Origin of the sequence: Rhizobium leucaenae USDA 9039 (genome assembly GCF_000426285.1) — a bacterium.
Taxonomy (GTDB): Bacteria; Pseudomonadota; Alphaproteobacteria; order Rhizobiales; family Rhizobiaceae; genus Rhizobium; species Rhizobium leucaenae.
The window spans coordinates 38,143-60,867 of record NZ_AUFB01000024.1 but is presented as its reverse complement, the minus strand read 5'-3'; the positions used below and the strand labels follow the sequence as shown (position 1 = coordinate 60,867).

At 60.9% G+C, this 22,725-nt stretch carries 21 protein-coding genes, 1 tRNA gene and 1 pseudogene; 10 read left to right on the top strand and 13 right to left on the bottom strand.

Going from position 1 to position 22,725, the window contains the following annotated elements; genetic code table 11:
* Window positions 1–24: 24 nt before the first annotated feature.
* Both cmk and aroA read right to left on the bottom strand, forming a co-directional pair.
* On the bottom strand, window positions 25–669 hold the full coding sequence (gene cmk, locus K290_RS0126595) for a (d)CMP kinase (protein ID WP_028754675.1): 645 nt from the start codon (window positions 667–669) through the stop codon (window positions 25–27).
* Window positions 666–2,033: a 3-phosphoshikimate 1-carboxyvinyltransferase gene (gene aroA / locus K290_RS0126590; protein ID WP_028754674.1), complete on the bottom strand. Its 1,368-nt coding sequence runs from the start codon at window positions 2,031–2,033 to the stop codon at window positions 666–668. The genes cmk and aroA overlap by 4 nt, the downstream gene beginning before the upstream one ends.
* A gap of 273 nt (window positions 2,034–2,306) precedes the next feature.
* Between aroA and K290_RS0126585 the strand changes: the two genes are divergently transcribed.
* From K290_RS0126585 to K290_RS0126565, 4 genes and pseudogenes are all read left to right on the top strand, one after another.
* Entirely contained in the window at window positions 2,307–2,687 is a 381-nt protein-coding gene (locus K290_RS0126585) for a TIGR02300 family protein (RefSeq protein WP_028754673.1), read from the top strand.
* Window positions 2,688–2,838: 151 nt separating this feature from the next.
* A tRNA-Ala gene (locus K290_RS0126580) sits at window positions 2,839–2,914 on the top strand.
* A 198-nt stretch (window positions 2,915–3,112) separates the two neighbouring features.
* Window positions 3,113–3,353, top strand: a pseudogene (locus K290_RS35050) (GIY-YIG nuclease family protein).
* 206 nt (window positions 3,354–3,559) lie between these two features.
* Entirely contained in the window at window positions 3,560–4,351 is a 792-nt protein-coding gene (locus K290_RS0126565) for a YdcF family protein (RefSeq protein WP_028754672.1), read from the top strand.
* Between the two features lie 19 nt (window positions 4,352–4,370).
* Here K290_RS0126565 and K290_RS0126560 read toward each other — a convergent pair whose 3' ends face one another.
* Window positions 4,371–4,847, bottom strand: a complete 477-nt coding sequence (locus K290_RS0126560) for a hypothetical protein (RefSeq protein WP_028754671.1) — start codon at window positions 4,845–4,847, stop codon at window positions 4,371–4,373.
* Window positions 4,848–4,992: 145 nt separating this feature from the next.
* On the opposite strand from K290_RS0126560, the gene K290_RS0126555 reads away from it, so the two are divergent.
* Window positions 4,993–5,628, top strand: a complete 636-nt coding sequence (locus tag K290_RS0126555) for a trimeric intracellular cation channel family protein (protein ID WP_028754670.1) — start codon at window positions 4,993–4,995, stop codon at window positions 5,626–5,628.
* A 92-nt stretch (window positions 5,629–5,720) separates the two neighbouring features.
* Here the strand turns inward: K290_RS0126555 and irrA are convergent, their stop codons facing one another.
* Window positions 5,721–6,140 (bottom strand): iron response transcriptional regulator IrrA, encoded by a 420-nt coding sequence (gene irrA / locus K290_RS0126550; RefSeq protein WP_028754669.1) that lies wholly within the window; start codon window positions 6,138–6,140, stop codon window positions 5,721–5,723.
* Between the two features lie 298 nt (window positions 6,141–6,438).
* On the opposite strand from irrA, the gene fabA reads away from it, so the two are divergent.
* From fabA to K290_RS0126530, 4 genes are all read left to right on the top strand, one after another.
* On the top strand, window positions 6,439–6,954 hold the full coding sequence (gene fabA, locus K290_RS0126545; RefSeq protein WP_028754668.1) for a 3-hydroxyacyl-[acyl-carrier-protein] dehydratase FabA: 516 nt from the start codon (window positions 6,439–6,441) through the stop codon (window positions 6,952–6,954).
* 52 nt (window positions 6,955–7,006) lie between these two features.
* Window positions 7,007–8,230 carry a beta-ketoacyl-ACP synthase I gene (gene fabB / locus K290_RS0126540; protein WP_028754667.1) on the top strand — a complete coding sequence of 408 codons (1,224 nt, stop codon included), beginning with the start codon at window positions 7,007–7,009 and terminating at the stop codon, window positions 8,228–8,230.
* 4 nt (window positions 8,231–8,234) lie between these two features.
* On the top strand, window positions 8,235–9,041 hold the full coding sequence (fabI, locus tag K290_RS0126535) for an enoyl-ACP reductase FabI (protein WP_028754666.1): 807 nt from the start codon (window positions 8,235–8,237) through the stop codon (window positions 9,039–9,041).
* 74 nt (window positions 9,042–9,115) lie between these two features.
* The gene (locus K290_RS0126530; RefSeq protein ID WP_028754665.1) at window positions 9,116–9,694 is read left to right on the top strand and encodes a GNAT family N-acetyltransferase; all 579 of its coding nucleotides are present in this window, start codon (window positions 9,116–9,118) and stop codon (window positions 9,692–9,694) included.
* Between the two features lie 42 nt (window positions 9,695–9,736).
* Here the strand turns inward: K290_RS0126530 and K290_RS0126525 are convergent, their stop codons facing one another.
* The 9 genes from K290_RS0126525 to rimP all read right to left on the bottom strand — a co-directional run bounded on the left by K290_RS0126525 (window position 9,737) and on the right by rimP (window position 21,344).
* Window positions 9,737–10,753, bottom strand: a complete 1,017-nt coding sequence (locus K290_RS0126525; RefSeq protein WP_028754664.1) for a class I SAM-dependent methyltransferase — start codon at window positions 10,751–10,753, stop codon at window positions 9,737–9,739.
* A 331-nt stretch (window positions 10,754–11,084) separates the two neighbouring features.
* Window positions 11,085–13,223, bottom strand: coding sequence for a polyribonucleotide nucleotidyltransferase (pnp, locus tag K290_RS0126520; protein WP_028754663.1), 2,139 nt, complete (start codon window positions 13,221–13,223; stop codon window positions 11,085–11,087).
* A gap of 323 nt (window positions 13,224–13,546) precedes the next feature.
* Window positions 13,547–13,816 carry a 30S ribosomal protein S15 gene (rpsO, locus tag K290_RS0126515; RefSeq protein ID WP_028754662.1) on the bottom strand — a complete coding sequence of 90 codons (270 nt, stop codon included), beginning with the start codon at window positions 13,814–13,816 and terminating at the stop codon, window positions 13,547–13,549.
* Window positions 13,817–14,096: 280 nt separating this feature from the next.
* Window positions 14,097–15,029, bottom strand: coding sequence for a tRNA pseudouridine(55) synthase TruB (truB, locus tag K290_RS0126510; protein WP_028754661.1), 933 nt, complete (start codon window positions 15,027–15,029; stop codon window positions 14,097–14,099).
* Between the two features lie 16 nt (window positions 15,030–15,045).
* Window positions 15,046–15,462, bottom strand: coding sequence for a 30S ribosome-binding factor RbfA (rbfA, locus tag K290_RS0126505; RefSeq protein WP_028754660.1), 417 nt, complete (start codon window positions 15,460–15,462; stop codon window positions 15,046–15,048).
* 76 nt (window positions 15,463–15,538) lie between these two features.
* On the bottom strand, window positions 15,539–18,280 hold the full coding sequence (gene infB, locus K290_RS0126500; RefSeq protein ID WP_028754659.1) for a translation initiation factor IF-2: 2,742 nt from the start codon (window positions 18,278–18,280) through the stop codon (window positions 15,539–15,541).
* 101 nt (window positions 18,281–18,381) lie between these two features.
* On the bottom strand, window positions 18,382–19,074 hold the full coding sequence (locus tag K290_RS0126495) for an RNA-binding protein (protein ID WP_028754658.1): 693 nt from the start codon (window positions 19,072–19,074) through the stop codon (window positions 18,382–18,384).
* Window positions 19,071–20,675 (bottom strand): transcription termination factor NusA, encoded by a 1,605-nt coding sequence (nusA, locus tag K290_RS0126490; protein WP_028754657.1) that lies wholly within the window; start codon window positions 20,673–20,675, stop codon window positions 19,071–19,073. The genes K290_RS0126495 and nusA overlap by 4 nt, the downstream gene beginning before the upstream one ends.
* Window positions 20,676–20,738: 63 nt before the next feature.
* The gene (gene rimP, locus K290_RS0126485) at window positions 20,739–21,344 is read right to left on the bottom strand and encodes a ribosome maturation factor RimP (protein WP_028754656.1); all 606 of its coding nucleotides are present in this window, start codon (window positions 21,342–21,344) and stop codon (window positions 20,739–20,741) included.
* A 394-nt stretch (window positions 21,345–21,738) separates the two neighbouring features.
* Between rimP and K290_RS0126480 the strand changes: the two genes are divergently transcribed.
* Window positions 21,739–22,698 carry an alpha/beta hydrolase family protein gene (locus K290_RS0126480; protein WP_154668672.1) on the top strand — a complete coding sequence of 320 codons (960 nt, stop codon included), beginning with the start codon at window positions 21,739–21,741 and terminating at the stop codon, window positions 22,696–22,698.
* The last annotated feature ends 27 nt before the right edge of the window (window positions 22,699–22,725 follow it).

Below are 22,725 nucleotides of genomic sequence, written 5' to 3'. Positions count from 1 at the left end.
AGCACGCGAAAGCCGCTCGCATTTTCAGGCATTTCGGCTCAGACCGGCGTCGATGATCGACTTTGCCGTCTGAAACGCCGCTTCTATACTCATTTCTGAGGTATCAAGCAAGTACGCGTCTTCCGCCGGTCGCAAAGGGCTGTCGGCGCGGCCCATGTCCCGCTCGTCGCGTCGTTTCACGTCCTCGAAAATCGCCGCATAATCGGCGCTGCCGCCGGCATTGACGATTTCGTCGTAGCGCCGTCTTGCCCTCACTTCCGCCGATGCCGTGACATAGATTTTCACCGGCGCATCCGGGCAGACGACGGTGCCGATATCGCGCCCATCCAGAACCGTGCCCGGCTCCTTCAGGGAAAAAGCCCGCTGCGCGTCGACCAACGCGCGGCGCACGGCCGGCATGACGGCGATCTTCGATGCCGCCTCGCCGATCTCATGCTTCGAGAGCACCGCGCGGTCGAGCCCGGAAAGGTCGACTTTGCGCGCCATCGTCTCGGCAACCGTTTCGTCGTCGAGCGGCAGGCCGGCGTCGAGCAGGGCTTTGGCGGTTGCCCGATAGGTCAGGCCGGTATCGAGATGGTGAAAACCATATTCCTCGGCGATCCGGCGCGACAAGGTTCCCTTGCCTGCCGCAGCGGGTCCGTCGATGGCGATCGTAAACGGTGTCGTCACTGAGCTATGCGTCCTTCCACTTCCATATTGGCGCCAAGTCCCGCCATCAGATCGAAAAACTCCGGAAAGCTGGTGGCGATCATGGTGGAATCGTCGACCGCGACCGGATGTTCCGAGGCAAGCCCCATCACGAGGAAACTCATGGCAATGCGGTGATCGAGATGGGTCTTTACCGCGCCGCCCGCGGCATTGCCGAGGCCCTTCCCATCCGGCCGGCCACATACCGTCAGCGACGCCTCGCCTTCGGTGCAATCGACGCCGTTGAGCGCCAGCCCTTCCGCAACTGCTGAGAGCCGGTCGGATTCCTTGACCCGCAGTTCCTCCAGCCCAAGCATGATCGTCGTGCCCTCGGCGAATGCGGCGGCTACGGCGAGCACCGGATATTCATCGATCATCGACGGCGCCCGCTCGGCTGGCACGGTGACACCTTTGAGCGCCGAGGAGTGCACGCGGAGATCGGCGACATCCTCGCCGCCGGCAAGGCGCCGGTCGAGAACCTCGATATCACCGCCCATCTCCTGCAGCGTCAGGATCAGACCGGTGCGGGTCGGGTTCATCAGCACGTTGCGGATGGTGATATCGGAGCCGGGAACGATCAGCGCCGCGACCAGCGAAAAAGCCGTCGAAGAGGGATCGCCGGGAACATCGATGATCTGGCCGGAAAGCCTGCCCTGGCCCTGAAGGCGGATAGTGCGCACGCCATCCCGATCGGTCTCGACCGAAAGATCGGCGCCAAAGCCGGCCAGCATCTTCTCGGTATGGTCGCGCGTCATGACCGGCTCGATGACGGTGGTGATCCCAGGCGCATTGAGGCCGGCGAGCAGCACGGCGGATTTGACCTGCGCCGAAGCCATCGGCACGCGATAGGTGATCGGACTGGCCGTCTCCGGCCCGTGTAGCGTCACCGGCAGGCGGTCGCCTTCGCTGGACTTGACCTGCACGCCCATCCGCCGCAGCGGATCGAGGATGCGGCCCATCGGCCGCTTGGAAAGCGAAGCGTCGCCGATGAAGGTGGATTCGAAATCATAGACGCCGACGAGGCCCATGGTCAGGCGGCTGCCGGTGCCGGCATTGCCGAAATCGAGCGGCGCTTCCGGGGCCAGCAGCGCGCCGTTGCCGATGCCACGGATGATCCATTCGGCCCCGATCTTCTCGATCTTGGCGCCCATGGCCTGCATGGCCTTGCCCGTGTTGAGCACATCCTCGCCTTCGAGCAGGCCGGTGATGCGGGTTTCGCCAGCAGCCAGGCCGCCGAACATGAGGGCGCGATGCGAAATGGATTTGTCGCCGGGAACGCGGATGGTGCCGGAAAGATTGGTCGAGCGGCGCGCCGTCGCGAGCCGCGGTTGAATGTCGTGCGGCATGGGCAATTCCTTTGCGATGCCGTTATTTACGCCGCATTATCGCTGGCTTTGCTCCTGTTGCGCCAACTGACCTGCGGTTCACGCTGGCTCGTTACCATAGAGCCGCTGCCCGGTCATCCCGGAATGCCGGGAAAACCAGTCTCCGCGTATATAAAGTTTGGCTTTGACAGAAAGAGCCGCAACGATTAAGGGGACCGGCTGATAATTTCCCTTAAAACGCCGGCTTCCCCGGCATTGCCGAATCTTTATTCGGCCATTCATGAGGCTTTGACAGTGGCGAAAGCGGAACTTGGAACAAAACGTACCGATCCAGATACCGGCAAGAAGTTCTATGACCTGAACCGGGACCCGGTCGTCTCGCCCTATACCGGCAAGTCCTGGCCCTTGTCCTTCTTCGAGGAAACCTCCGCTTCGAAGGAAGTTCCGGAAGAGGACGAAGTGGCCGAAGTCGATACCGAAAACACGGAAGTCGAACTGGTGTCGCTCGAAGACGCCGACGAGGCTGCCGCCGGCGACGATATCCCGGATATCGGCGATGACGATGTCGAAATCGGCGACGATGACGACGACACCTTCCTCGAAGCCGACGAAGACGAAGATGACGACGATATGAGCGACATCATCGGCGTGACCGGCGACGACGACGACGTTTGATTTGCGAACAGTCGGCCCGGTGAACAAGAAAAGTTTTCCGGGCCGAAAATTTCGGCTTGCTATCTGCAAAAACCAGAAGTAATAAGCCGCCACCCCGACGGGCGAAGCGCTCGGAAGGGACCCAGGGCCGGTCAAACGGCACCACCTTGATGGGGCTATAGCTCAGCTGGGAGAGCGCTTGCATGGCATGCAAGAGGTCAGCGGTTCGATCCCGCTTAGCTCCACCAGCCTTCGCTCTCCGAGCTTCGGCTCGGCAAGCCAGCAGACGAAGGCTGCCGCGCTGAAGTTGCGCAGCAACGTAAGCGGGCCTCTCTCCACTCAGCACAAAATATTTTCTCATCCTTTTCAAATTCGCTCTATGGCAAATAAAACAGTTGCACGCGCCGTGGTTGCGTCCATCTCGAGACACTCTATCATGCCTCCGCATGAAATACGTCTACATCCTCACAAGTCACGATTTCCCCGACCGCCATTATGTCGGCGTTACCGGCGATCTGAAAGCCCGCTTGGCAAAGCACAATGCCAAGGAAGTGCCGCATACCTCGAAATATGCTCCGTGGTTACTGAAGACCTACGCTGCTTTTTCCCGATGAATCCCAAGCGTTCGCATTCGAGAAATATCTGAAATCCGGTTCGGGGCGCGCCTTCGCGAAGAAGAGATTGTAGCGTCACCCACCGGAGCCCCATTTACCGCCGCCATCGCGAGATTGATGGCGATCGCTTGGATGCTTCGGTTGGGCCTCCACATCATTTTCGATCGCCCACCGATCGATATCGCCACATTGCAGCGCACAAAAATCTGCTAGGAAAAAACGAATCGTTTTCTGCCGTTGCTCTTGAGAGCTCCAGCTCGACACGCCCGAGGATGTAATTTGTTCGTTTTTTCCAAACTTGTCTGGATTTTTGGTCAGCCGCTGTCACTGGCTTTTTTCTTCGGCGTGTCGGGCCTGATCGGCAGCCTTGTTCGCAGGCGCTTTGTTGCCATCGCCTCCTCACTGCTGTCGGTCCTGATCCTGTTCGTCGCCCTCTACACGACAGCCGGCGCCTATATCGTCCAGGGGCTGGAGGAGCGTTTTCCGCATCCGGCGGCTGATCCCGCTGATCTCAAGTGCATGATCGTTCTCGGCGGTGCTACGCAGAATGAGGTGACGACGGCGCGGGGTGGGTATGAGATGGATTCGGCTGGCGATCGTCTTGTCGAGACGTTGCGGCTGGCGCAGAAGTTTCCGCAGGCGCGCATCGTCGTCTCTGGCGGGGATGGTTCGATCAGCGGCAAGTACGAGGGCGATGCCGTTATTTCCGAGCGCTTCTTCGTTGCGCTCGGCCTCTCGAAGGATCGGCTTGTCGAGGACACGACGTCGCGCACCACCTTCGAAAATGCCGTCAACACCAAGCAGCTTCTCGCGCAGAACGATCTTTCCGGTTGCCTGCTGATCACGTCCGGCTTCCACATGCCGCGCTCCATGGGCATTTTCCGCAAGCAGGGCATCGATGTCGTTCCCTGGCCGGTCGATTACCGCAGCACGGGCAAGGAAACGCTGGGCTTCGATTTCACCCAGCCATCGCTGAACGCGCAGTTGCTGGCAACAGGCGTCCGCGAATGGATCGGTCTCGTCGGCTATTACGCCGCCGGCCGCACCTCGGCGCTTTATCCCAGCCCTTAAACACGTGGCCGGTCCGTAACTACTTTTTCGCGACGGTGACGAATTTCACGCCGCGGACGCGGACGGTGATCTCACAAGAATCGCCCTCCGTGCGGTCGCAGAAGCGAGGGTGCATTTTCATGACCAGCACCATGTTGCCGAAGCGCTGGATGAAATCGTAGCCATAGATCCGGGCTGTCGCGACCAGAATATAGCCGCCTTCGGCGACATGGATGTAGAAATTATAGGGGCAGCCCTCATCGGTGCAGTCGGGCCCCTTTTCCCCTTTGCAGGTAATCTCGCCTTCGTTGACGACGATGTCGGTCAGCGAGTCGTTGTTGATGTCCCGCTCCGTGGCAAAACCATCGCCGAAGCTCGCCTGGCCCTCGCAGCGCTTGCTAAAGTGTTCCTTTTCGAAGGCCACGGGATCTTGCACGAGCGATTGCTGAGCTTGTGCCATGACGGGCATGACCACGAGCGCGATGAGATTCAGGATCACGATCAGCAGGGATTTCACCGGCCATTTCCTCTTGAAAGCGCGGGGTCGGCTGCAGGGGTTGCGGCGACCGCTGCGCCCATCTTTACATCTGCCTGCTTGCGCGGCCCTTGCCGCCGTGATTCACTTCGCCGAAAATCGCGCCGGTACTCTCCTGGAGCCTTGAATGTCGCTTCTTTCGTTTCTCGACTATGCCGGCGTCGCGCTTTTTGCCGCGACCGGTGCGCTGTCGGCCTCGCGCAAGCAGCTCGATCTGATCGGTTTCCTGTTTCTCGCCGCGGTCACCGGGATCGGCGGCGGTACGCTGAGGGACATCGTCCTCGGCCGTGTGCCGGTCTTCTGGGTATCGAACCCGACCTATATCATCATCTGCGCCATAGCCGGCGTGCTCGTCTTCTTCACCGCGCATCTGTTCGAATCGCGCTACCGCTTGCTGATCTGGCTGGATGCGGTCGGCCTGTCGGCCTATTGCGTCATGGGCGCGGCCAAGGGCATGGCGGCGACGGGTTCGCCGACGGTTGCCATCGTCACCGGCGCGCTGACGGCGACTTTCGGCGGCATCCTGCGCGATCTTCTGGCAAACGAACCTTCGGTGCTGCTGCGGCCGGAAATCTACGTGACCGCAGCGCTCGTCGGCGCCGGCGCTTTCACCGCCGCCAATGCCACCACGATGCCGCTCTATGCCTCGGCGGCCCTTGGCGTCGCCGCAGCTTTCGCCGTGCGAGGCGGCGCACTCTGGTTCGGCTGGACCTTCCCGACTTACCATCATAAGCCCGGCCGCCATCCCGACGATGTGATGTGAATGGAAGGCAGCAGGAATTAGGCACAGTAGCCAATAGTAAACGGCTGGACGACAATCCTATTGCCTATTGCCTATTGCCTATTGCCTATTGCCTATTGCTGCTTGCGGCGCAGGCGGATGACGACGTCGACATGGGCAATTTCCATGCCTCTCGGCGGTTCCGGCAGATTGCCGATGGTCAGATTGCTGATCGGAATATCCAGCACTTCGTTCTGGCCTTCGATGAAGAAGTGGTGATGGTCTGATACGTTGGTGTCGAAATAGGTCTTCGTGCTTTCGACAGCAAGCACGCGGATCAGGCCGGCCTCGGTAAACTGATGCAATGTATTGTAGACGGTGGCGAGCGAAACCGGCACGCCGGCGGCGACCGCCTCTTCATGCAGTTCCTCGACGGTCAGGTGGCGGTCGCCCTTGGCGAAAAGAAGGTCGCCGAGTGCGACGCGTTGCCGGGTCGGTCTCAGGCCCGCGCTGCGCAGCCTGCTTTCGATCGCGATTTCGGCCTCTTCCGCCATTCAGGGAACTCCGGATTCCTGATCTCTATAAATCTTTACTAAGCCATATAACTTTTGCCTGGATTGCTTTCAATAGTTTCGATGGGGTGGGAAGGCGGCCAAAAGCCGTAAAAAGAAGGTTCTTGGCGCATTTGCCTCTGGCAGCAACCCTAGCCTTCCTGTATGCGACCACCACATAACAGTGAAGTGGGTTCGATCGAGCGGTGGGATGCGGGCGTCATGCTTGCGCTTCATTTTCTGTCGATCTTACACTAAAGCTTCACATCAATCGGCATTTGCGCGGGGGAAACGGAACTTTATGACGACGAGACAATCCAGCTTCAACTATGAGGAAATCCTGGCCTGCGGCCGCGGCGAACTGTTCGGCCCGGGCAATGCGCAGCTTCCCCTGCCGCCGATGCTGATGGTCCATCGCATTACAGATATTTCCGAAACCGGTGGCGCCTTCGACAAGGGCTACATTCGCGCCGAATACGACGTGCGTCCCGACGACTGGTACTTCCCCTGCCATTTTGCCGGCAATCCGATCATGCCGGGCTGCCTCGGCCTGGACGGCATGTGGCAGTTGACCGGCTTCTTCCTCGGCTGGCTCGGCGAACCGGGCCGCGGCATGGCGCTTTCGACCGGCGAGGTGAAGTTCAAGGGCATGGTTCGTCCAGACACGAAGCTTCTCGAATACGGCATCGACTTCAAGCGCGTCATGCGCGGCCGCCTCGTGCTCGGCACCGCCGACGGCTGGCTGAAGGCCGATGGCGAGGTCATTTATCAGGCGACAGACCTGCGCGTAGGCCTGTCAAAAGACAAGACTGCCTGAGCTGCGGCATGGCCGCCCCACAAAGACAGAGCTTTTAGAAAAGGTCATCGACATGAGACGGGTAGTAGTTACGGGTCTTGGTATTGTCTCTTCGATTGGAAACGATGCGCAGGAAGTCACCGCCTCGCTGCGCGAAGCCAAGTCGGGCATTTCTTTCTCCACCGATTTCGCCGAACACGGTTTCAAGTGCCAGGTCTGGGGTTCGCCGAAGATCGATACGACCGATCTGGTCGACCGCCGCGCCATGCGCTTCCTGTCGCAGGGCGGCGCCTGGAACCACGTCGCCATGAAGCAGGCGATCGCCGACAGCGGTCTCGAAGAGAGCGACATCACCAATGATCGCACCGGTATCATCATGGGTTCCGGTGGCCCGTCGACCCGCACGTTGATCGAAGCCGCCGATATCACCCGCAAGAACAACAGCCCGAAGCGCATCGGTCCCTTTGCCGTGCCGAAATCGATGTCGTCGACGGCATCGGCGACGCTCGCCACCTGGTTCAAGATCCACGGCGTCAACTACTCCATCTCGTCGGCCTGCTCGACCTCCGCGCATTGCATCGGCAACGCCGCCGAGATGATCCAATGGGGCAAGCAGGATGTCATGTTCGCTGGCGGCCATGAAGACCTCGACTGGACGATGTCGAACCTCTTCGATGCTATGGGCGCCATGTCCTCGAACTTCAACGACAATCATCCGGAAGCCGCCTCGCGCGCCTATGATGCCAATCGCGACGGCTTCGTCATCGCCGGCGGTGCCGGCGTATTGGTGCTCGAGGAACTGGAACACGCCAAGGCGCGCGGTGCCAAGATCTATGCCGAGATCGTCGGCTATGGCGCCACTTCGGACGGTTATGACATGGTCGCGCCGTCGGGCGAGGGGGCTGTGCGCTGCATGCGTCAGGCGCTCGCGACCGTGAAGGGCGATATCGACTACATCAACACCCACGGCACCTCGACGCCGGTCGGCGACAGCAAGGAAATCGGCGCCATTCGCGAGGTGTTCGGAGCCAAGATCCCGCCGATCCAGTCGACCAAGTCGCTGACGGGCCATTCGCTCGGCGCAGCCGGCGTGCAGGAATCGATCTATTCGATCCTGATGATGCAAGAGCGCTTCATCGGCGAAAGCGCTCATATCACCGAACTCGACCCGGAATTCGAAGGTGTGCCGATCGTGCGCAAGCGCATCGATAATGCCAAGATCGACACGGCTCTCTCCAATTCCTTCGGCTTCGGCGGCACCAACGCCACGCTCGTCTTCCAGCGCTATAACGGATAAAGCAATGACGGGAATCATGCAGGGTAAGCGCGGCCTCATCATGGGCGTCGCAAACAATCACTCGATTGCCTGGGGTATTTCAAAGGCGCTTGCAGCCGAAGGCGCGGAACTCGCCTTCACGTTTCAGGGCGAGGCGCTCGGCAAGCGCGTCAAGCCACTCGCTGCCGAAGTCGGCTCCGATTTTCTGCTGCCCTGTGATGTCGAGGATTTGGCTTCGGTCGATTCCGTTTTCGACGAGATTAGGGCACGCTGGGGCAAGCTGGACTTCATCGTCCACGCCATCGGCTTTTCCGACAAGAACGAGCTGAAGGGCCTCTACGCCAACACCACGCGCGATAATTTCACCCGCACCATGGTGATCTCCTGCTTCTCCTTCACCGAGATCGCCAAGCGCGCCGCCGACCTGATGGTCGAAGGCGGCAGCATGCTGACGCTGACCTATAACGGCTCGACGCGCGTCATTCCGAACTACAACGTCATGGGCGTAGCCAAGGCGGCTCTGGAAGCCTCCGTACGCTATCTTGCCGCCGATTACGGCCCCCGGGGCATCCGCGTCAATGCCATCTCCGCCGGCCCGATCCGCACGCTCGCCGGCGCCGGCATTTCCGACGCCCGCGCCATCCTCTCCTGGAACCAGCGCAACGCCCCGCTGCGCAAGTCGGTCACCATCGACAATGTCGGCTCGTCGTCGCTCTATCTCCTGTCCGACCTGTCGGCAGGCGTCACCGGCGAAATTCATTTTGTCGATGCCGGTTACAACATCACCTCGATGCCGACGCTGGAAACGCTGTCGAGCGCGGACGCGGAATAGGCGGCTGATCTGATCGTCCTCTCGGTCTTCGGCCGGGAGGACCACATGCCGGATATCCTTCCAGAGGATTCCCGATGACGGCCAATGACGCCGAAGTCTTTACAGCCACCGAACGCCTCATCCTGCGGGAATTCGCTTGTGAGGATTTCGAGGCCTATCGCGCCTATCGCTCGCTGCCGGCCGTCTATCGCTACCTCTACTGCGACCCTCCATCTCCAGAGGAAATACGTGAGCGTTTTGATGCCAGCTTGAATACGCGGCTGTCTGAAGACGGCGATATCCTTCGCTGTGCCGTCGTTAGGCGCGAGGATGATGCCCTGTTGGGCCAGGTGAGCCTGAAGCTTACCAGTAGAGCCGGATTGCAGGCCGAGGTTGGCTATATCTTCAATCCAGCCTATGTCGGCAAGGGATACGCCACCGAGGCGGCTGAAGCCATGATCACCCTCGGTTTCGACAGGTTCGGCTTTCACCGGATTTTCGCACGGCTAGATACGAAGAACATCGGGTCCATCGGTGTCGTCGAACGGCTTGGTCTGCGGCGCGAGGCGCATCTGATCGAAAACGATCGCTTCGATGGCGTTTGGGGCGACGAATATGTCTATGCCGTGCTGAGTCGCGAATGGGCCTCAAGGGCGCCGAATCGGGCGCGTTAATCTTCATTCGATAAGATTTTACGAGAGGCGGCACTCCATCGCCTATTTCTTCGCCCACAGTACCTTGAAGCGTGCGTTACGGCAGGTCTCGCCATGCTCGCGGAAATTCTCGGCCAGTACCGGCTCGTAGGGCAGGCCGCGATTGGCGACCAGCATCAGGCGGCCGCCGCTGCGCAGTGCGGAGGATGCCGCCTTGATCATTGCCTGACCGAGCGAAGGCTCGGCGGCATGACCTTCGTGAAAGGGCGGGTTCATGATCACTAGATCATATTTGTCCTTGACCGGCTCGCTTGCCAGATCGTGCCAGAAGAAGCGCTGGGCGACCTTCGGGCAGTTTTCCAAGAGATTGGCGCGGGCGGCCTCCAATGCGGCGTAATGGGCCTCGTAGAGGTCCAGGCGGGCGATCCGCGGCGATCTGGTCGCCAGTTCCACGGATAGATAGCCCCAGCCGGCGCCGAAATCGGCGGCGTCGCCGGAAAAATCGGTCGGCAGGCGCGATGCCAGCAGTTCGGAGCCGGCGTCGATGCGATCATGCGAGAACATGCCGGCAGCGGTGGTGAACCGGCCCTCGACGCGCGTGGCGGGCTTTGCCAATTGCGCTGTAAGAGCGCTTGCGTCGGCCGGACGCGTAAACCAGAAAGCCACGCCGTGATATTTCGGCATATGCTCCACATTGAGGCCAAAACCTTCGATGCGCTTGCGCAGCGGCTGAATGCCGTCTTCCTTGCCGCCGGCGACGACGATCAGCCCACCCGCCTTCACTCGCGCCACCGCCTCGGCGATATGGGCTTCGTTTTCGCCCTTGTGCTTGGTGCAGAGCACCAGCGCGCCGTCATAGTCGCTGCCCTCGATCTCCGGCGTCACATTGACGCGCTGCGCCTGCAGTTGGCGATAGAAGGGGCGGAAACCCTGGACGGCGGAAAGCTCGGCGGCAAAATCGCCCGGCAGTGCAAAGCCTGCTTCCGCGCCGAGAAAAAGGATCCGCTGACCCTCTCCAGGCGCGTCGACTGTGCCGGAAGCAAAGGGATGGAACAGGGTCTTCAAGGCATCGCGGCTCATGGGCGTGGTCTCGTTAGTGAAAATAGAGATTACCTGTCAAGCGAGTCCGGTTTTGAGATGAAGACCCCTCCCCAACCCTCCCCACAAGGGGGAGGGGGCTAACTTGCGGACGCCCCTCTATGAAACAAGATCACTCTGCAATGTCGAAGCATAGTGCTTCTATTTTAGAGGTCGAGCCAATGCCGCAAAAGGTGCGGGCTAGAGCCCCTCCCCCTTGTGGGGAGGGGTTGGGGAGGGGTTTTCGCAGGGGTACGCCAAACACGCCTGACAGAAACGATATAAAAAGGGCGCGGAAAGATCCCGCGCCCCGGAAAGTCAGCGAAGGCGCAGCTTATTCGGCCGCGTCGTCCTTCTTCTTTTCGGCAGCGATTTCCTGGCCGGTTGCCTGGTCGACGACCTTCATGGACAGGCGAACCTTGCCGCGCTCGTCGAAGCCGAGGAGCTTGACCCAAACCTTATCGCCTTCCTTGACGATGTCGGTCGTCTTGGCAACGCGCTCGGAAGCGAGCTGCGAGATGTGGACGAGGCCATCGCGGGCGCCGAAGAAGTTGACGAAAGCGCCGAAATCGGCGGTCTTGACGACCGTGCCTTCGTAGATCTGACCAACTTCCGGTTCGGCGACGATCGAGTGGATCCACTTGCGGGCCGCTTCGATCTCCTTGCCGGAGGACGAGGCGATCTTGACGGTGCCGTCGTCTTCGATGTTGATCTTGGCGCCGGTCTTTTCGACGATTTCGCGGATGACCTTGCCGCCGGAGCCGATGACTTCGCGGATCTTGTCGACCGGGATGTTCATCACTTCGATGCGCGGTGCGAATTCGCCGAGCTGACCGCGGCTTTCGGAGATGGCCTTGGCCATTTCGCCGAGGATGTGGGCACGACCGCCCTGTGCCTGGCCGAGCGCAACCTTCATGATCTCTTCGGTGATGCCGGCGATCTTGATGTCCATCTGCAGCGAGGTGATGCCATCGGCAGTGCCGGCGACCTTGAAGTCCATGTCGCCGAGGTGGTCTTCGTCACCGAGAATGTCGGAAAGAACGGCGAAGCGATCGCCTTCCAGGATCAGACCCATGGCGATGCCGGCAACCGGCTTGGCCAGCGGAACGCCGGCGTCCATCAGCGCCAGAGAGGTGCCGCAAACCGTTGCCATCGAGGAGGAGCCATTCGACTCGGTGATCTCGGAAACGACGCGCAACGTGTAGGGGAACTGTTCCGCCGTCGGCAGCATCGGGCGGATAGCGCGCCATGCGAGCTTGCCATGGCCGATTTCGCGGCGACCCGGGGAACCCATGCGGCCGGTTTCGCCAACCGAGTAGGGGGGGAAGTTGTAATGGAGCAGGAAGCGCTCCTTGTACATGCCCGTCAGGCTGTCGACATACTGTTCGTCTTCACCGGTGCCGAGCGTGGCGACGACGATTGCCTGCGTTTCACCGCGGGTAAACAGCGCCGAACCATGCGTGCGCGGCAGAAGCCCGACTTCCGAAACGATCGGGCGAACGGTCGACAGGTCGCGACCGTCGATACGGCTGGACGTGTCGAGAATGTTCCAGCGAACGATCTTCGCCTGCAAATGCTTGAAGATGGCGCCGACTTCTTCGGCCGTGTACTTGGCTTCGCCTTCGGCCGGCAGGAAGTGTGCCTTCACCTTGGTCTTGACGGCGTCGACGGCGGCGTAGCGATCAGCCTTCTGGGTGATCTTGTAGGCGTCGCGCAGTTCTGCTTCGGCAAGGCCGAGCATTTCGGTTTCGAGCGCGGAGAAGTCATCCGGCGTGAAATCGCGCGGTTCCTTGGCGGCAACTTCGGCGAGCTTGATGATCGCATCGATCACCGGCTGGAAGCCGCGATGGCCGAACATTACGGCGCCGAGCATGACGTCTTCCGGCAGTTCCTTGGCTTCGGACTCGACCATCAGAACGGCTTCCTGCGTGCCCGCAACGACGAGGTCGAGGGTCGACTCGTCCATCTCGTCGAGATGCGGGTTGAGCACGTATTCGCCGTTGATGTAGCCGACGCGGGCGCCACCGATCGGGCCCATGAACGGAATGCCGGAGAGCGTCAGCGCAGCCGACGTGGCGACCATGGACAGCACGTCCGGATCGTTTTCCAGGTCATGCTGGATGACGGTGACGACGACCTGCGTGTCGTTCTTGTAGCCTTCCGGGAAAAGCGGGCGGATCGGACGGTCGATCAGGCGGGAAACGAGGGTTTCGTTTTCGCTCGGGCGTCCTTCGCGCTTGAAATAGCCGCCGGGAATCTTGCCGGCTGCGTAGGTCTTTTCCTGGTAGTTGACCGTGAGCGGGAAGAAATCCTGGCCCGGCTTCGGCGACTTGGCAGAAACGACGGTGGCGAGAACAACGGTTTCGCCGTAGGTCGCGATGACGGCGCCATCGGCCTGGCGGGCGATCTTGCCGGTCTCGAGCTTCAGCGGGCGGCCGGCCCACTCGATTTCGACGGTATGGATATCGAACATATCTTGTCCTTGCGTAGTGCGGGAAAAGGCGCCGTCACCCATGGATCGGCAGGCGCATCTTCAACCGCACGAAGTGTGACGCATCACGGGCAAGACAACGAGAGGCTTTCAAGGGTCGGCCGAAGCACGAAGCTTCGGCTGAAAGCATCCGGCAATCCTGCCCCATGACAGGTCAACGGTTGGTGTTGGCAGAACCGGCCCATCCGGCCTGCCGGTCGTCTCACATCGCGCAAGCGGAAGGCGCGACGGAACACGTTTGGCGGGCTTCAAACCCTTCATAAGCATCCGGCGGACGTTCACGCGAACGCCCGCCGGAAAATTGATTAGCGACGGATACCGAGGCTGGAGATCAGCTTGGTATAACGGCCTTCGTCCTTCTTCTTGAGGTAGTCAAGAAGCGAGCGCCGGCTGGAAACCATCGTCAGGAGGCCACGGCGGGAGTGATTGTCCTTCTTGTGGTCCTTGAAGTGGTCCGTGAGGTTGTTGATGCGCTCGGTCAGGATCGCAACCTGGACTTCCGGCGAACCGGTGTCGCCTTCGGCGGTAGCGTATTCCTTGATCAGCGCAGCCTTGCGCTCAGCAGTAATCGACATCGGATGGTCCTTTCTATGAGAGGAGATTAAAGTCGCCAAACGCCGGGATGTCGTCCAGCATTGGCCGCGAATGCAATCGGGCGGGCCCGATGCTGGCGCTGCCTATAGACTATTTGGGCTGCAAAGGGAAGAGACTCAGTTTTACCTTCGCCCCAGCGGGGAGAAGGTCGGGCGAAGCCCGGGTTGAGGGGGCAATGCACCGTAAGGGTCGGTCGGTTTCCGGCAGCTCCCCCTCATCCGCCCTTCGGGCACCTTCGCCCCAGCGGGGAGAAGGGAAAACTCACCCAAAAACCCGCTTCGGCCGGAATTCGCCCTGGCCGATCTCGCCGATGGCGATCAGCTTGCCGCGCGCCGTGGCATAGGCCTCGCTCTCGGCAACCGGCGCATCGCGCCCGCGCACGAGAATGGGGTTGCCCATCTTCAGCCGATGCGCCTGGTCGTCATTGATGACGAGATGCGGCAGTGCCGACAGCGCTTCCGCCGTATCGATCAGCAGAGCGTCGAGGGCGGCGAGTCGGTCGTCCATATCCTCGATTGCCTCAAGTGCGACGAGATCGGCAAGCGGCACCATCGTCTCCTCGGCGAAGGGAGCGACGAAGCTGCGGCGCAGACCGGAAATATGACCGCAGCAGCCGAGATCGCGGCCGAAATCGCGAGCGAGCGCCCGGACATAGGTGCCCTTGCCGCATTCCACTTCGAAATGCGCCGTATTGGCGTCGGGGCAGGCGAGCAGCGTCAGGCGGAAAATTTCCACCTCGCGCGACGGAATTTCAACCGTTTCGCCATCGCGGGCAAGATCATAGGCGCGCTCGCCGGCGATCTTGATCGCGGAAAACTGCGGCGGGATCTGCTGGATGACGCCGGTATATTTCGGCAGCAGCGCGCGAATATCTTCTTCGCGCGGACGCTTGTCGGAAGTCTCGGTCACCTCGCCTTCGAGGTCGTCCGTAGCGCGTTCCTCGCCCCAGGTGACGGTGAATTCATAGATCTTCCGGCCGTCCATGACGTAAGGAACGGTTTTAGTGGCGTCGCCAAGCGCGATCGGCAGCATGCCGGAGGCAAGCGGATCGAGCGTGCCGGCGTGGCCCGCCTTCTGCGCCTTGAACAGCCACTTGATCTTGGAAACGGCCTCTGTCGAGCCGAAATCGATCGGCTTGTCGAGGATGAGCCAGCCCGAGATCGGACGGCCCTTGGGCTTGCGTGGTTTGGACATTCTCTGTCTCTGTTTATCAATCTTTGTCAGTATCGGTATCGCCGTCATCGAGATCGCGCTGGACCTCCGGCGAGCGCAGCAGAGCGTCGATCTTCTTGTAATTGTCGAAGCTCGTATCGTCACGGAAGCGAACTTCCGGCATGTACTTCATCTGCCGAAGCTGCGGGCCGAGGCGGCCGCGGATGTATTTCGCGTGGCGATTGAGCGTTTCGATGACGGTCTGATGATCGGCGACGCCGAGCGGCGTCACATAGGCGGTGGCGATCTTCAGATCCGGCGACATGCGCACCTCGGAAATGGAGATCACGGTGCGCTCGATCAGGTCGTCGCGCACTTCGCCGCGCTGCAGAACTTGCGTGATCGCAGCGCGCACCTGCTCGCCGACGCGAAGCATGCGCTGCGAAGGCGCGGAAGAAGTTGGTCTTGTTGCCATTTGTCTTGGTCCCAAAAGGTTCGGGCGCCGGACTGGATGTTCCGGCGCCCGTCCCAATGTTTCAATCTATCCTGCCTTACAGCGTGCGGGTGATGTGCTCGACACGGAAGCACTCGATCGTGTCGCCGGCGCGAATGTCTTCGTAGTTCTCGAAGGCCATACCGCATTCCTGGCCGACATTGACTTCGGAGACTTCGTCCTTGAAGCGCTTGAGCGTCTTGAGCTTGCCTTCGTGGATGACGACGTTGTCGCGCACCAGACGAACACCGACGCCGCGCTCGACCTTGCCTTCGGTGACGCGGCAACCCGCGACCTTGCCGACCTTCGTGATGTTGAACACCTCGAGGATTTCGGCGTTGCCGAGGAAGGTCTCGCGACGCTCCGGAGACAGCAGGCCCGACATCGCCGCCTTCACGTCATCCACCAGGTCGTAGATGATGTTGTAGTAGCGGATTTCGATGCCTTCGCGCTCGGCGAACTGACGTGCCTGAGCGTTGGCGCGGACGTTGAAGCCGATGATGGCTGCATTCGAGGCTTCCGCCAGCGAAACATCCGACTCGGTAATGCCGCCTGCGCCCGAATGGACGATGCGAGCACGGACTTCGTCGGTACCGAGCTTGTCGAGCGCGCCGGCAATGGCTTCAATCGAGCCCTGCACGTCGCCCTTGATCACCAGCGGGAATTCCTTCACGCCGACGCTCTGTAGCTGGGTCATCATCTGTTCAAGCGAACCGCGCTGGCCGGATTGGCGGGCAGCGGCCTTGTCGCGGGCCAGACGCTGACGATATTCGGAAATCTCGCGGGCGCGGCTTTCGCTTTCGACGACAGCGAACTTGTCGCCCGCCGCCGGCGTGCCCGACAGACCGAGAACCTCGACCGGCGTCGCCGGCGTCGCTTCCTTCACATGCTCGCCCTTGTCGTTGATCAGCGCGCGCACACGGCCCCACTGGTCGCCGGCAACGACAATCTGACCCGGACGCAACGTGCCCTTCTGAACGAGGACGGTGGCGACGGAGCCACGACCACGATCGAGCTGGGCTTCGATAACAGTGCCTTCTGCCGTGCGGTTCGGATTAGCCTTGAGGTCAAGGATTTCCGACTGCAACAGGATGGCTTCGAGCAGCTTGTCGAGGTTGGTGCGGTTCTTCGCGGAAACTTCCACGTCGAGCACTTCACCGCCCATGGATTCGACGAACACCTCGTACTGCAGCAGTTCCGTGCGGACCTTCTGCGGATTGGCTTCATGCTTATCGATCTTGTTGATCGCCACGATGATCGGAACACCGGCCGCCTTGGCGTGGTTGATCGATTCGATCGTCTGCGGCATCACGCTGTCGTCAGCCGCAACCACCAGGATGGCGATGTCGGTCGCTTGAGCGCCGCGAGCACGCATCGCCGTGAAGGCAGCGTGGCCGGGGGTGTCGATGAAGGTGATCTTCTGGCCGTTCTGCTCGACCTGATAGGCGCCGATATGCTGCGTGATGCCACCGGCTTCGCCGGCCACTACATTGGCGTGGCGGATAGCATCGAGCAACGAGGTCTTGCCGTGGTCGACGTGACCCATGATGGTGACGACGGGCGGACGCGAAACCAGTTCGCCTTCCTCGTCGACAACGTTGAAGATGCCCTGTTCAATATCGGATTCCGAAACGCGCTTGACGGTATGGCCGAATTCGCCGGCAATGAGTTCGGCCAGATCGGCGTCGATGACGTCGCCCGGCTTCATCATCTGGCCTTCCTTCATCAGGAACTTAATGACGTCGACGGCGCGTTCGGACATGCGCTGCGACAGTTCCTGGATGGTGATGGTTTCGGGCAGCACGACTTCGCGCGAAATCTTCTCGCGCGTTTCCTGCATCTGGCTGCGGCGGAATTTCTCCTGGCGGCGGCGCATGGCCGAAAGCGAACGGCCGCGGGCGCTGCCGTCTTCCTCGACGTCGGCCGTCGTCACCGTCAGCTTGCCGCGGCGGCGTTCTTCGTCCGTCTTCGGGCGTGTGGTGACAGGCTTTGCCGGCTCGGGGCGTACGAGTTTACCGCGTGCCGGGCCGCCACGCGGCGGGCCGCGATCGTCGTCTTCCTGGTTGACACGGCGGCGGTTGGCTGGCGCTTCCGTGGCGGGAGCGCCGGGGCGTGCAGCCTGGGGAGCCGCGTCCGGGCGACGGGCAACGACCGGCGCTGCGGCCGGCTGAACCGTCGGCTTCGGTGCTTCCACCTTGGCTTCGACCGGGGTGGGCGCCTCAACCTTGGCTTCGGCGGCGCGGGCAGCCTCTTCCTCAGCGCGACGTGCAGCTTCGGCCTGCTCGACGATGCGGCGGGCTTCTTCTTCCTGCTGGCGGCGGACCTCTTCCTCGGCGCGGCGGACCGCATCGGCGGCGTCGCGTGCCTGGGCTTCGGCGAGCGCACGGCGGCGCGCATCCATTTCGCCAGCCGACAGATGGTTGAGAACCACCGGCCGCGACGAACGGTCCTGCTGCGGGCGCTGCTGGTTATTCTGGTTGGATTGCTGCGGCCGCTGCTGCTGACCACCCGGCTGATGAATGCGCGGAGCCGGCTGCGGCGGGCGCGGCGGCTGCGGTGTTGGTTCCGCGACGCGCGTCACGGATGCCGTCGCGGCTGCCGTCGTCGCCGTCGGAGTGATCATCGGCTTTTCGTCTTCAGGGCGTAGCGGGCGACGCTTGCGAGTTTCGACCACGACCGCCTTGGTGCGACCGCGGCCCATGTCTTGGCGCACGGTCCCCTGGTTCACGCCTGAGGGCTTCAGGGTGAGGGTCTTCTTACCCGAAACACTCAGCGTCTTGTCGTCTTTACTATCGGTCATTCCGTTCCCGTTCCTTCGGACAGGGTACGGAATCGTCCGTCAGACCCTGTCGTTCAATGCATGTACCTTAATGAGGCGTCCGGTATCGACCGGTGACCGCGTCATTGTTTTCGCCGGCCAGCGCCGCCCGTTGCCCGGGACTGACCGCCGTTGCGGTACCGTTCGAGCAGGTTTGCGCGCTTCACTACACCCTCTCCTGCCTGCCCTGCAAGCGCTGCGGCATGGATAAAAGCGTTCTGGCCCATCAGTTCTTCCATTTCCGCCTCCGTGAAGACACGGAATGACGGTATTTCCTCTTTCGTCTCCATGCCAAGATGCCAGGCCTTGCGTGCCTGGTCGATCTTGCGAACGCCGTCGGCGGCGGCATCCATCGCATGGAACACGGCAAGTGCCGAGCCGTTGCGAACGGCGCCATCGACCTTCGACGAGCCGCTGACGAACTGGCCCGCCTTGCGTGCCATGTGCATCATCCCGGCAAGTTGCGCCGCAAGAAGCCGGTCGACGGTGGCGCCGAGATCGCTCGGTGCCGTCACCTCCGCCTTCAGGGCGCGGGAGAACATTTTCTTCGCCACTGCCTTGTCCACCAGCGCACGGTCGAGCTTGACCCAGCAGCCGCGTCCCGGCAGTTGCCGCTTCAGATCGGGAACCACGGTCCCGTCCGGAGCGGCGACGAAGCGGATCAGCTCGTCCGGCGATCCGCTTTCGTGTGTTACAATGCACATACGGCCGTTCAGGTCGCCACCGCTGAGATCGTCGTCTTCAGGCGATGCGTCCGGTCCCCCGGTGCTCATCATGCTTCCTGCTCGGCCTCATCCTCCGTTGCCTCTTCCGCCTCGGCGGCGAGGTCGGCTTCGGTGATCCAGCCGGCCAGCAGGCGGGCCTGCACGACCATCTGCTCGGCCTCGACGCGCGACACTTCGAGCTTGGAGAACAGGCCTTCGAACTTCTTCGTTTCGCCGTTCTTGCGCTCGGTCCAGCCGACGAGATCGTCAGCGGCGCAGCCGGCGAAGTCCTCGATCGTCTTGATGCCGTCCTCGCCGAGGGCGACCATCATCTGCGCGGTCATGCCGTTGATCTGGCGCAGCTCGTCGGCAACGCCGAGCGCCTTGCGCTTCTCGTCCATTTCGGCTTCCAGGCGCTCCAGATACTCGCGGGCGCGATCCTGGATTTCCTGGGCGGTCTCTTCGTCGAAACCGTCGATGGACGAAATTTCGTCGAGATCGACATAGGCCAGTTCCTCGACGGCGGCAAAGCCTTCCGAGGCCAGAACCTGACCGACCATTTCGTCGACGTCGAGCGCATCCATGAACAGATTGGTGCGCTCGTTGAATTCCTTCTGACGGCGCTCCGATTCCTCGGCTTCCGTCATGATGTCGATATCCCAACCGGTGAGCTGCGAGGCAAGGCGGACGTTCTGGCCGCGGCGACCGATTGCCAGCGAAAGCTGTTCATCCGGAACCACAACTTCGATACGCTCGGCATCCTCATCAAGAACGACCTTGGCGACCTCAGCCGGCTGCAGCGCGTTGACGACGAAATTCGCCGGTTCGTTGGACCAGGGAATGATGTCGATCTTCTCGCCCTGCAGTTCGCCGACGACGGCCTGGACGCGCGAACCGCGCATACCGACGCAGGCGCCGACTGGATCGATCGACGAGTCGTTCGAAATGACGGCGATCTTGGCGCGCGAGCCTGGATCGCGGGCAACCGACTTCACCTGGATGATGCCGTCGTAGATCTCAGGCACTTCCATGGTGAAGAGCTTGACCATGAACTGCGGATGGGTGCGCGACAGGAAGATCTGCGGGCCGCGCTGTTCGCGGCGCACGTCGTAGACGTAAGCGCGAACACGGTCGCCATAGCGGAAGTTTTCGCGCGGGATCATCTCGTCGCGGCGGATGATGCCTTCGCCACGTCCGAGGTCGACGATGACGTTGCCGTACTCGACGCGCTTAACCGTGCCGTTGACGATTTCGCCGACGCGATCCTTGAACTCGTCGAACTGGCGGTCACGCTCGGCTTCGCGCACCTTCTGCACGATGACCTGCTTGGCGGACTGGGCGGCGATGCGGCCGAAATCCATCGGCGGCAGCGGATCGGCGATGAAATCGCCAAGCGCGGCGTCGGGGTTGCGGTCGCGGGCCAGCTCCAGCGGGATCTGCGTGGAATAGTCCTCGGCCTTTTCGACAACTTCGAGCAGGCGCTGCAGACGGATTTCGCCGGTCTTCGGGTTGATGTCGGCGCGGATGTTCGACTCCGTGCCGTAGCGCGAGCGCGCGGCCTTCTGGATCGCGTCTGCCATTGCGGCAAGCACGATCTCGCGGTCGATGACCTTTTCGCGCGCCACTGCATCTGCGATCTGCAGAAGTTCTAGCCGGTTCGCACTGACTGCCATTGTCTTTAGTCTCCGTCTTCCTGCCGTGGGGGTTCCCGTCCCGTACGGCGGTTCGTTGATCGGTTATTCTTCGTCGTCCGCTTCGTTCTGGTTCGCAGCCTCGGCTTTCGCCAGCTTGTCGGCGCGCAGTGCATCGCGGATGAGATCGTCCGTCAGGATCAGCTTGGCGTCGGCCAGCGTGCTGAACGGAATGGTCACCTTCGGCTCCTCGCCGTAGGCAACCTGGTCGCGCTCGATCGTAAAACCATCGGCGCTGACATCGGCGATCTTGCCGCGGAACCGCTTGCGATTATCCACCAGGATCGAGGTCTCGCACTTGATGAGATGACCGATCCAGCGGCTGAAATCCGACTTGCGCACCATCGGGCGATCGATGCCGGGCGAAGACACTTCCAGATGATACGCTTTATCGATCGGATCTTCCACATCCAGCACCGGCGAAATCGCCGTCGAGACCTCTTCGCAATCCTCGACGGTCATGGTGCCGTCGTTGCGCTCGGTCATGATCTGCAATGTCAGGCCGTTCTGATTGAGAAGGCGCGCGCGCACCAGACGGAAGCCCATGCCCACAAGCACAGGCTCGATGATGGCGGCAATCCGCTGGTCAAGACCGGTTTCGACGATCAGCCGCGGTTCATTGGCATTGTCTGCGTTTGTCTCTTCCGACAAGCGTTCACTCCTGCATTGTCCATGCATTTGGAGATCGAGCTAATAAAAAAGAGCGGGTCCTTGCGGCCCACTCTTCATCACACGATCAAGAATTTGATGCTGATATAAGCCCGTTCCCGTCAAATTGCAAGGTCTTCGCGCGCAAAGCCGGCTCTGCGGATTATTTGCGGAATTCTATAGCAAGTGTCACCAAGTTTTCAGAAGCATCATTGACGGCAATTTTGGGTCAATGGCGGTCGTCTCTCTTGGCCGGTCTGCTTCGCGAATTTCGATAAACAAGAGTTGTTTGGGACCGCTCTTCCTCGGCGTGAAATCAATCGGCATTGTGCGAGCTGGATGCTTGGAGGACGACATACCTGTATTCTTAAGAATTGTAGCAGCCGTGGTTGCAGTCATGTTCGCATCTCAAGCGTTCGCCGTCGGCTTTCAATATCTGTCAATTCCTGATGATGCGGGCCGACCAATCGAGATCGGCATTTGGTATCCGAGCAGATCGACAACGGCGTCCACGACCATTGGCATGGTTGCCCAGAGTGTCGCCCTCAACGGAGACATAGATGGAAGCGGCTTGCCTACGGTGATTTTCTCGCACGGCGGCGCCGGATGGTTCGGGGACCGATTCGACATGGCGCTCGCCTTTGCTCAGCAAGGGTTTGTTGCTGTCTCGCTGACTCATCCCGGCGACAACTACAGGGACAGCAATGATCGAATCCTTCGACAAATGACGAGCCGCCCCGTGATTACCAGCCAGGTTCTTGACTACGTGCTGGAGACTTGGAGCGACCGCGAGCACCTTGATAAGTCTGAAGTAGGCTTCTACGGCTTTTCAGCGGGTGGTTTTACTGGCCTGATTGAACTCGGCGGCGTGCCAAATTGGACGCTATTTTCTCAACATTGCGCCGCCGATCCGACTGAGCCTATTTGTAAGGAAGGTGCTGCGACGTTCTTCTCCAGTCCGAAGGCCGCAGCCATGCCGACTTCAATTTGGCACCATGATCCACGCATCAAAGCGGCAGTGCTGGCATCTCCAGGGTTCAGCTTCACATTCGATCCGACGTCGCTGGAGGCAATTAAAACACCTGTTGAGCTATGGGGCGGCAGCAACGACGAATTCGTTCCCTACGCGAGCAATGTGAGCTATCTCAAGGACCACATGCCGAATGTCCTGCAGACGCATGAAGTAGAGAACGCCAAGCACTATGCGTTCCTGCGTCCTTGCAGCACAGCCTCGAAGGCCAAAACGCCCGACTATTGCACTGACTTGCCGGAATTTGACCGTGTTGCATTCCAGCAAAGTTTCAATCGCGAAATGCTTCAGTTCTTTCAGTCCGAGTTGGGGCGAAAAGCCCCCTAGTGAGCAGGAGCCGAAAACTCTCAGTAA

What these genes read in the sequence shown, in the direction of transcription:
- aroA (WP_028754674.1), bottom strand. Translation starts at nt 2,033, where the DNA reads ATGCCGCACGACATTCAACCGCGGCTCGCGACGGCGCGCCGCTCGACC.
- K290_RS0126555 (WP_028754670.1), top strand. Translation starts at nt 4,993, where the DNA reads ATGTCGCTTCTTTCGTTTCTCGACTATGCCGGCGTCGCGCTTTTTGCC.
- irrA (WP_028754669.1), bottom strand. Translation starts at nt 6,140, where the DNA reads ATGGCGGAAGAGGCCGAAATCGCGATCGAAAGCAGGCTGCGCAGCGCG.
- fabA (WP_028754668.1), top strand. Translation starts at nt 6,439, where the DNA reads ATGACGACGAGACAATCCAGCTTCAACTATGAGGAAATCCTGGCCTGC.
- fabB (WP_028754667.1), top strand. Translation starts at nt 7,007, where the DNA reads ATGAGACGGGTAGTAGTTACGGGTCTTGGTATTGTCTCTTCGATTGGA.
- fabI (WP_028754666.1), top strand. Translation starts at nt 8,235, where the DNA reads ATGACGGGAATCATGCAGGGTAAGCGCGGCCTCATCATGGGCGTCGCA.
- K290_RS0126530 (WP_028754665.1), top strand. Translation starts at nt 9,116, where the DNA reads ATGACGGCCAATGACGCCGAAGTCTTTACAGCCACCGAACGCCTCATC.
- K290_RS0126525 (WP_028754664.1), bottom strand. Translation starts at nt 10,753, where the DNA reads ATGAGCCGCGATGCCTTGAAGACCCTGTTCCATCCCTTTGCTTCCGGC.
- pnp (WP_028754663.1), bottom strand. Translation starts at nt 13,223, where the DNA reads ATGTTCGATATCCATACCGTCGAAATCGAGTGGGCCGGCCGCCCGCTG.
- rpsO (WP_028754662.1), bottom strand. Translation starts at nt 13,816, where the DNA reads ATGTCGATTACTGCTGAGCGCAAGGCTGCGCTGATCAAGGAATACGCT.
- truB (WP_028754661.1), bottom strand. Translation starts at nt 15,029, where the DNA reads ATGTCCAAACCACGCAAGCCCAAGGGCCGTCCGATCTCGGGCTGGCTC.
- rbfA (WP_028754660.1), bottom strand. Translation starts at nt 15,462, where the DNA reads ATGGCAACAAGACCAACTTCTTCCGCGCCTTCGCAGCGCATGCTTCGC.
- infB (WP_028754659.1), bottom strand. Translation starts at nt 18,280, where the DNA reads ATGACCGATAGTAAAGACGACAAGACGCTGAGTGTTTCGGGTAAGAAG.
- K290_RS0126495 (WP_028754658.1), bottom strand. Translation starts at nt 19,074, where the DNA reads ATGATGAGCACCGGGGGACCGGACGCATCGCCTGAAGACGACGATCTC.
- nusA (WP_028754657.1), bottom strand. Translation starts at nt 20,675, where the DNA reads ATGGCAGTCAGTGCGAACCGGCTAGAACTTCTGCAGATCGCAGATGCA.
- K290_RS0126480 (WP_154668672.1), top strand. Translation starts at nt 21,739, where the DNA reads ATGTTCGCATCTCAAGCGTTCGCCGTCGGCTTTCAATATCTGTCAATT.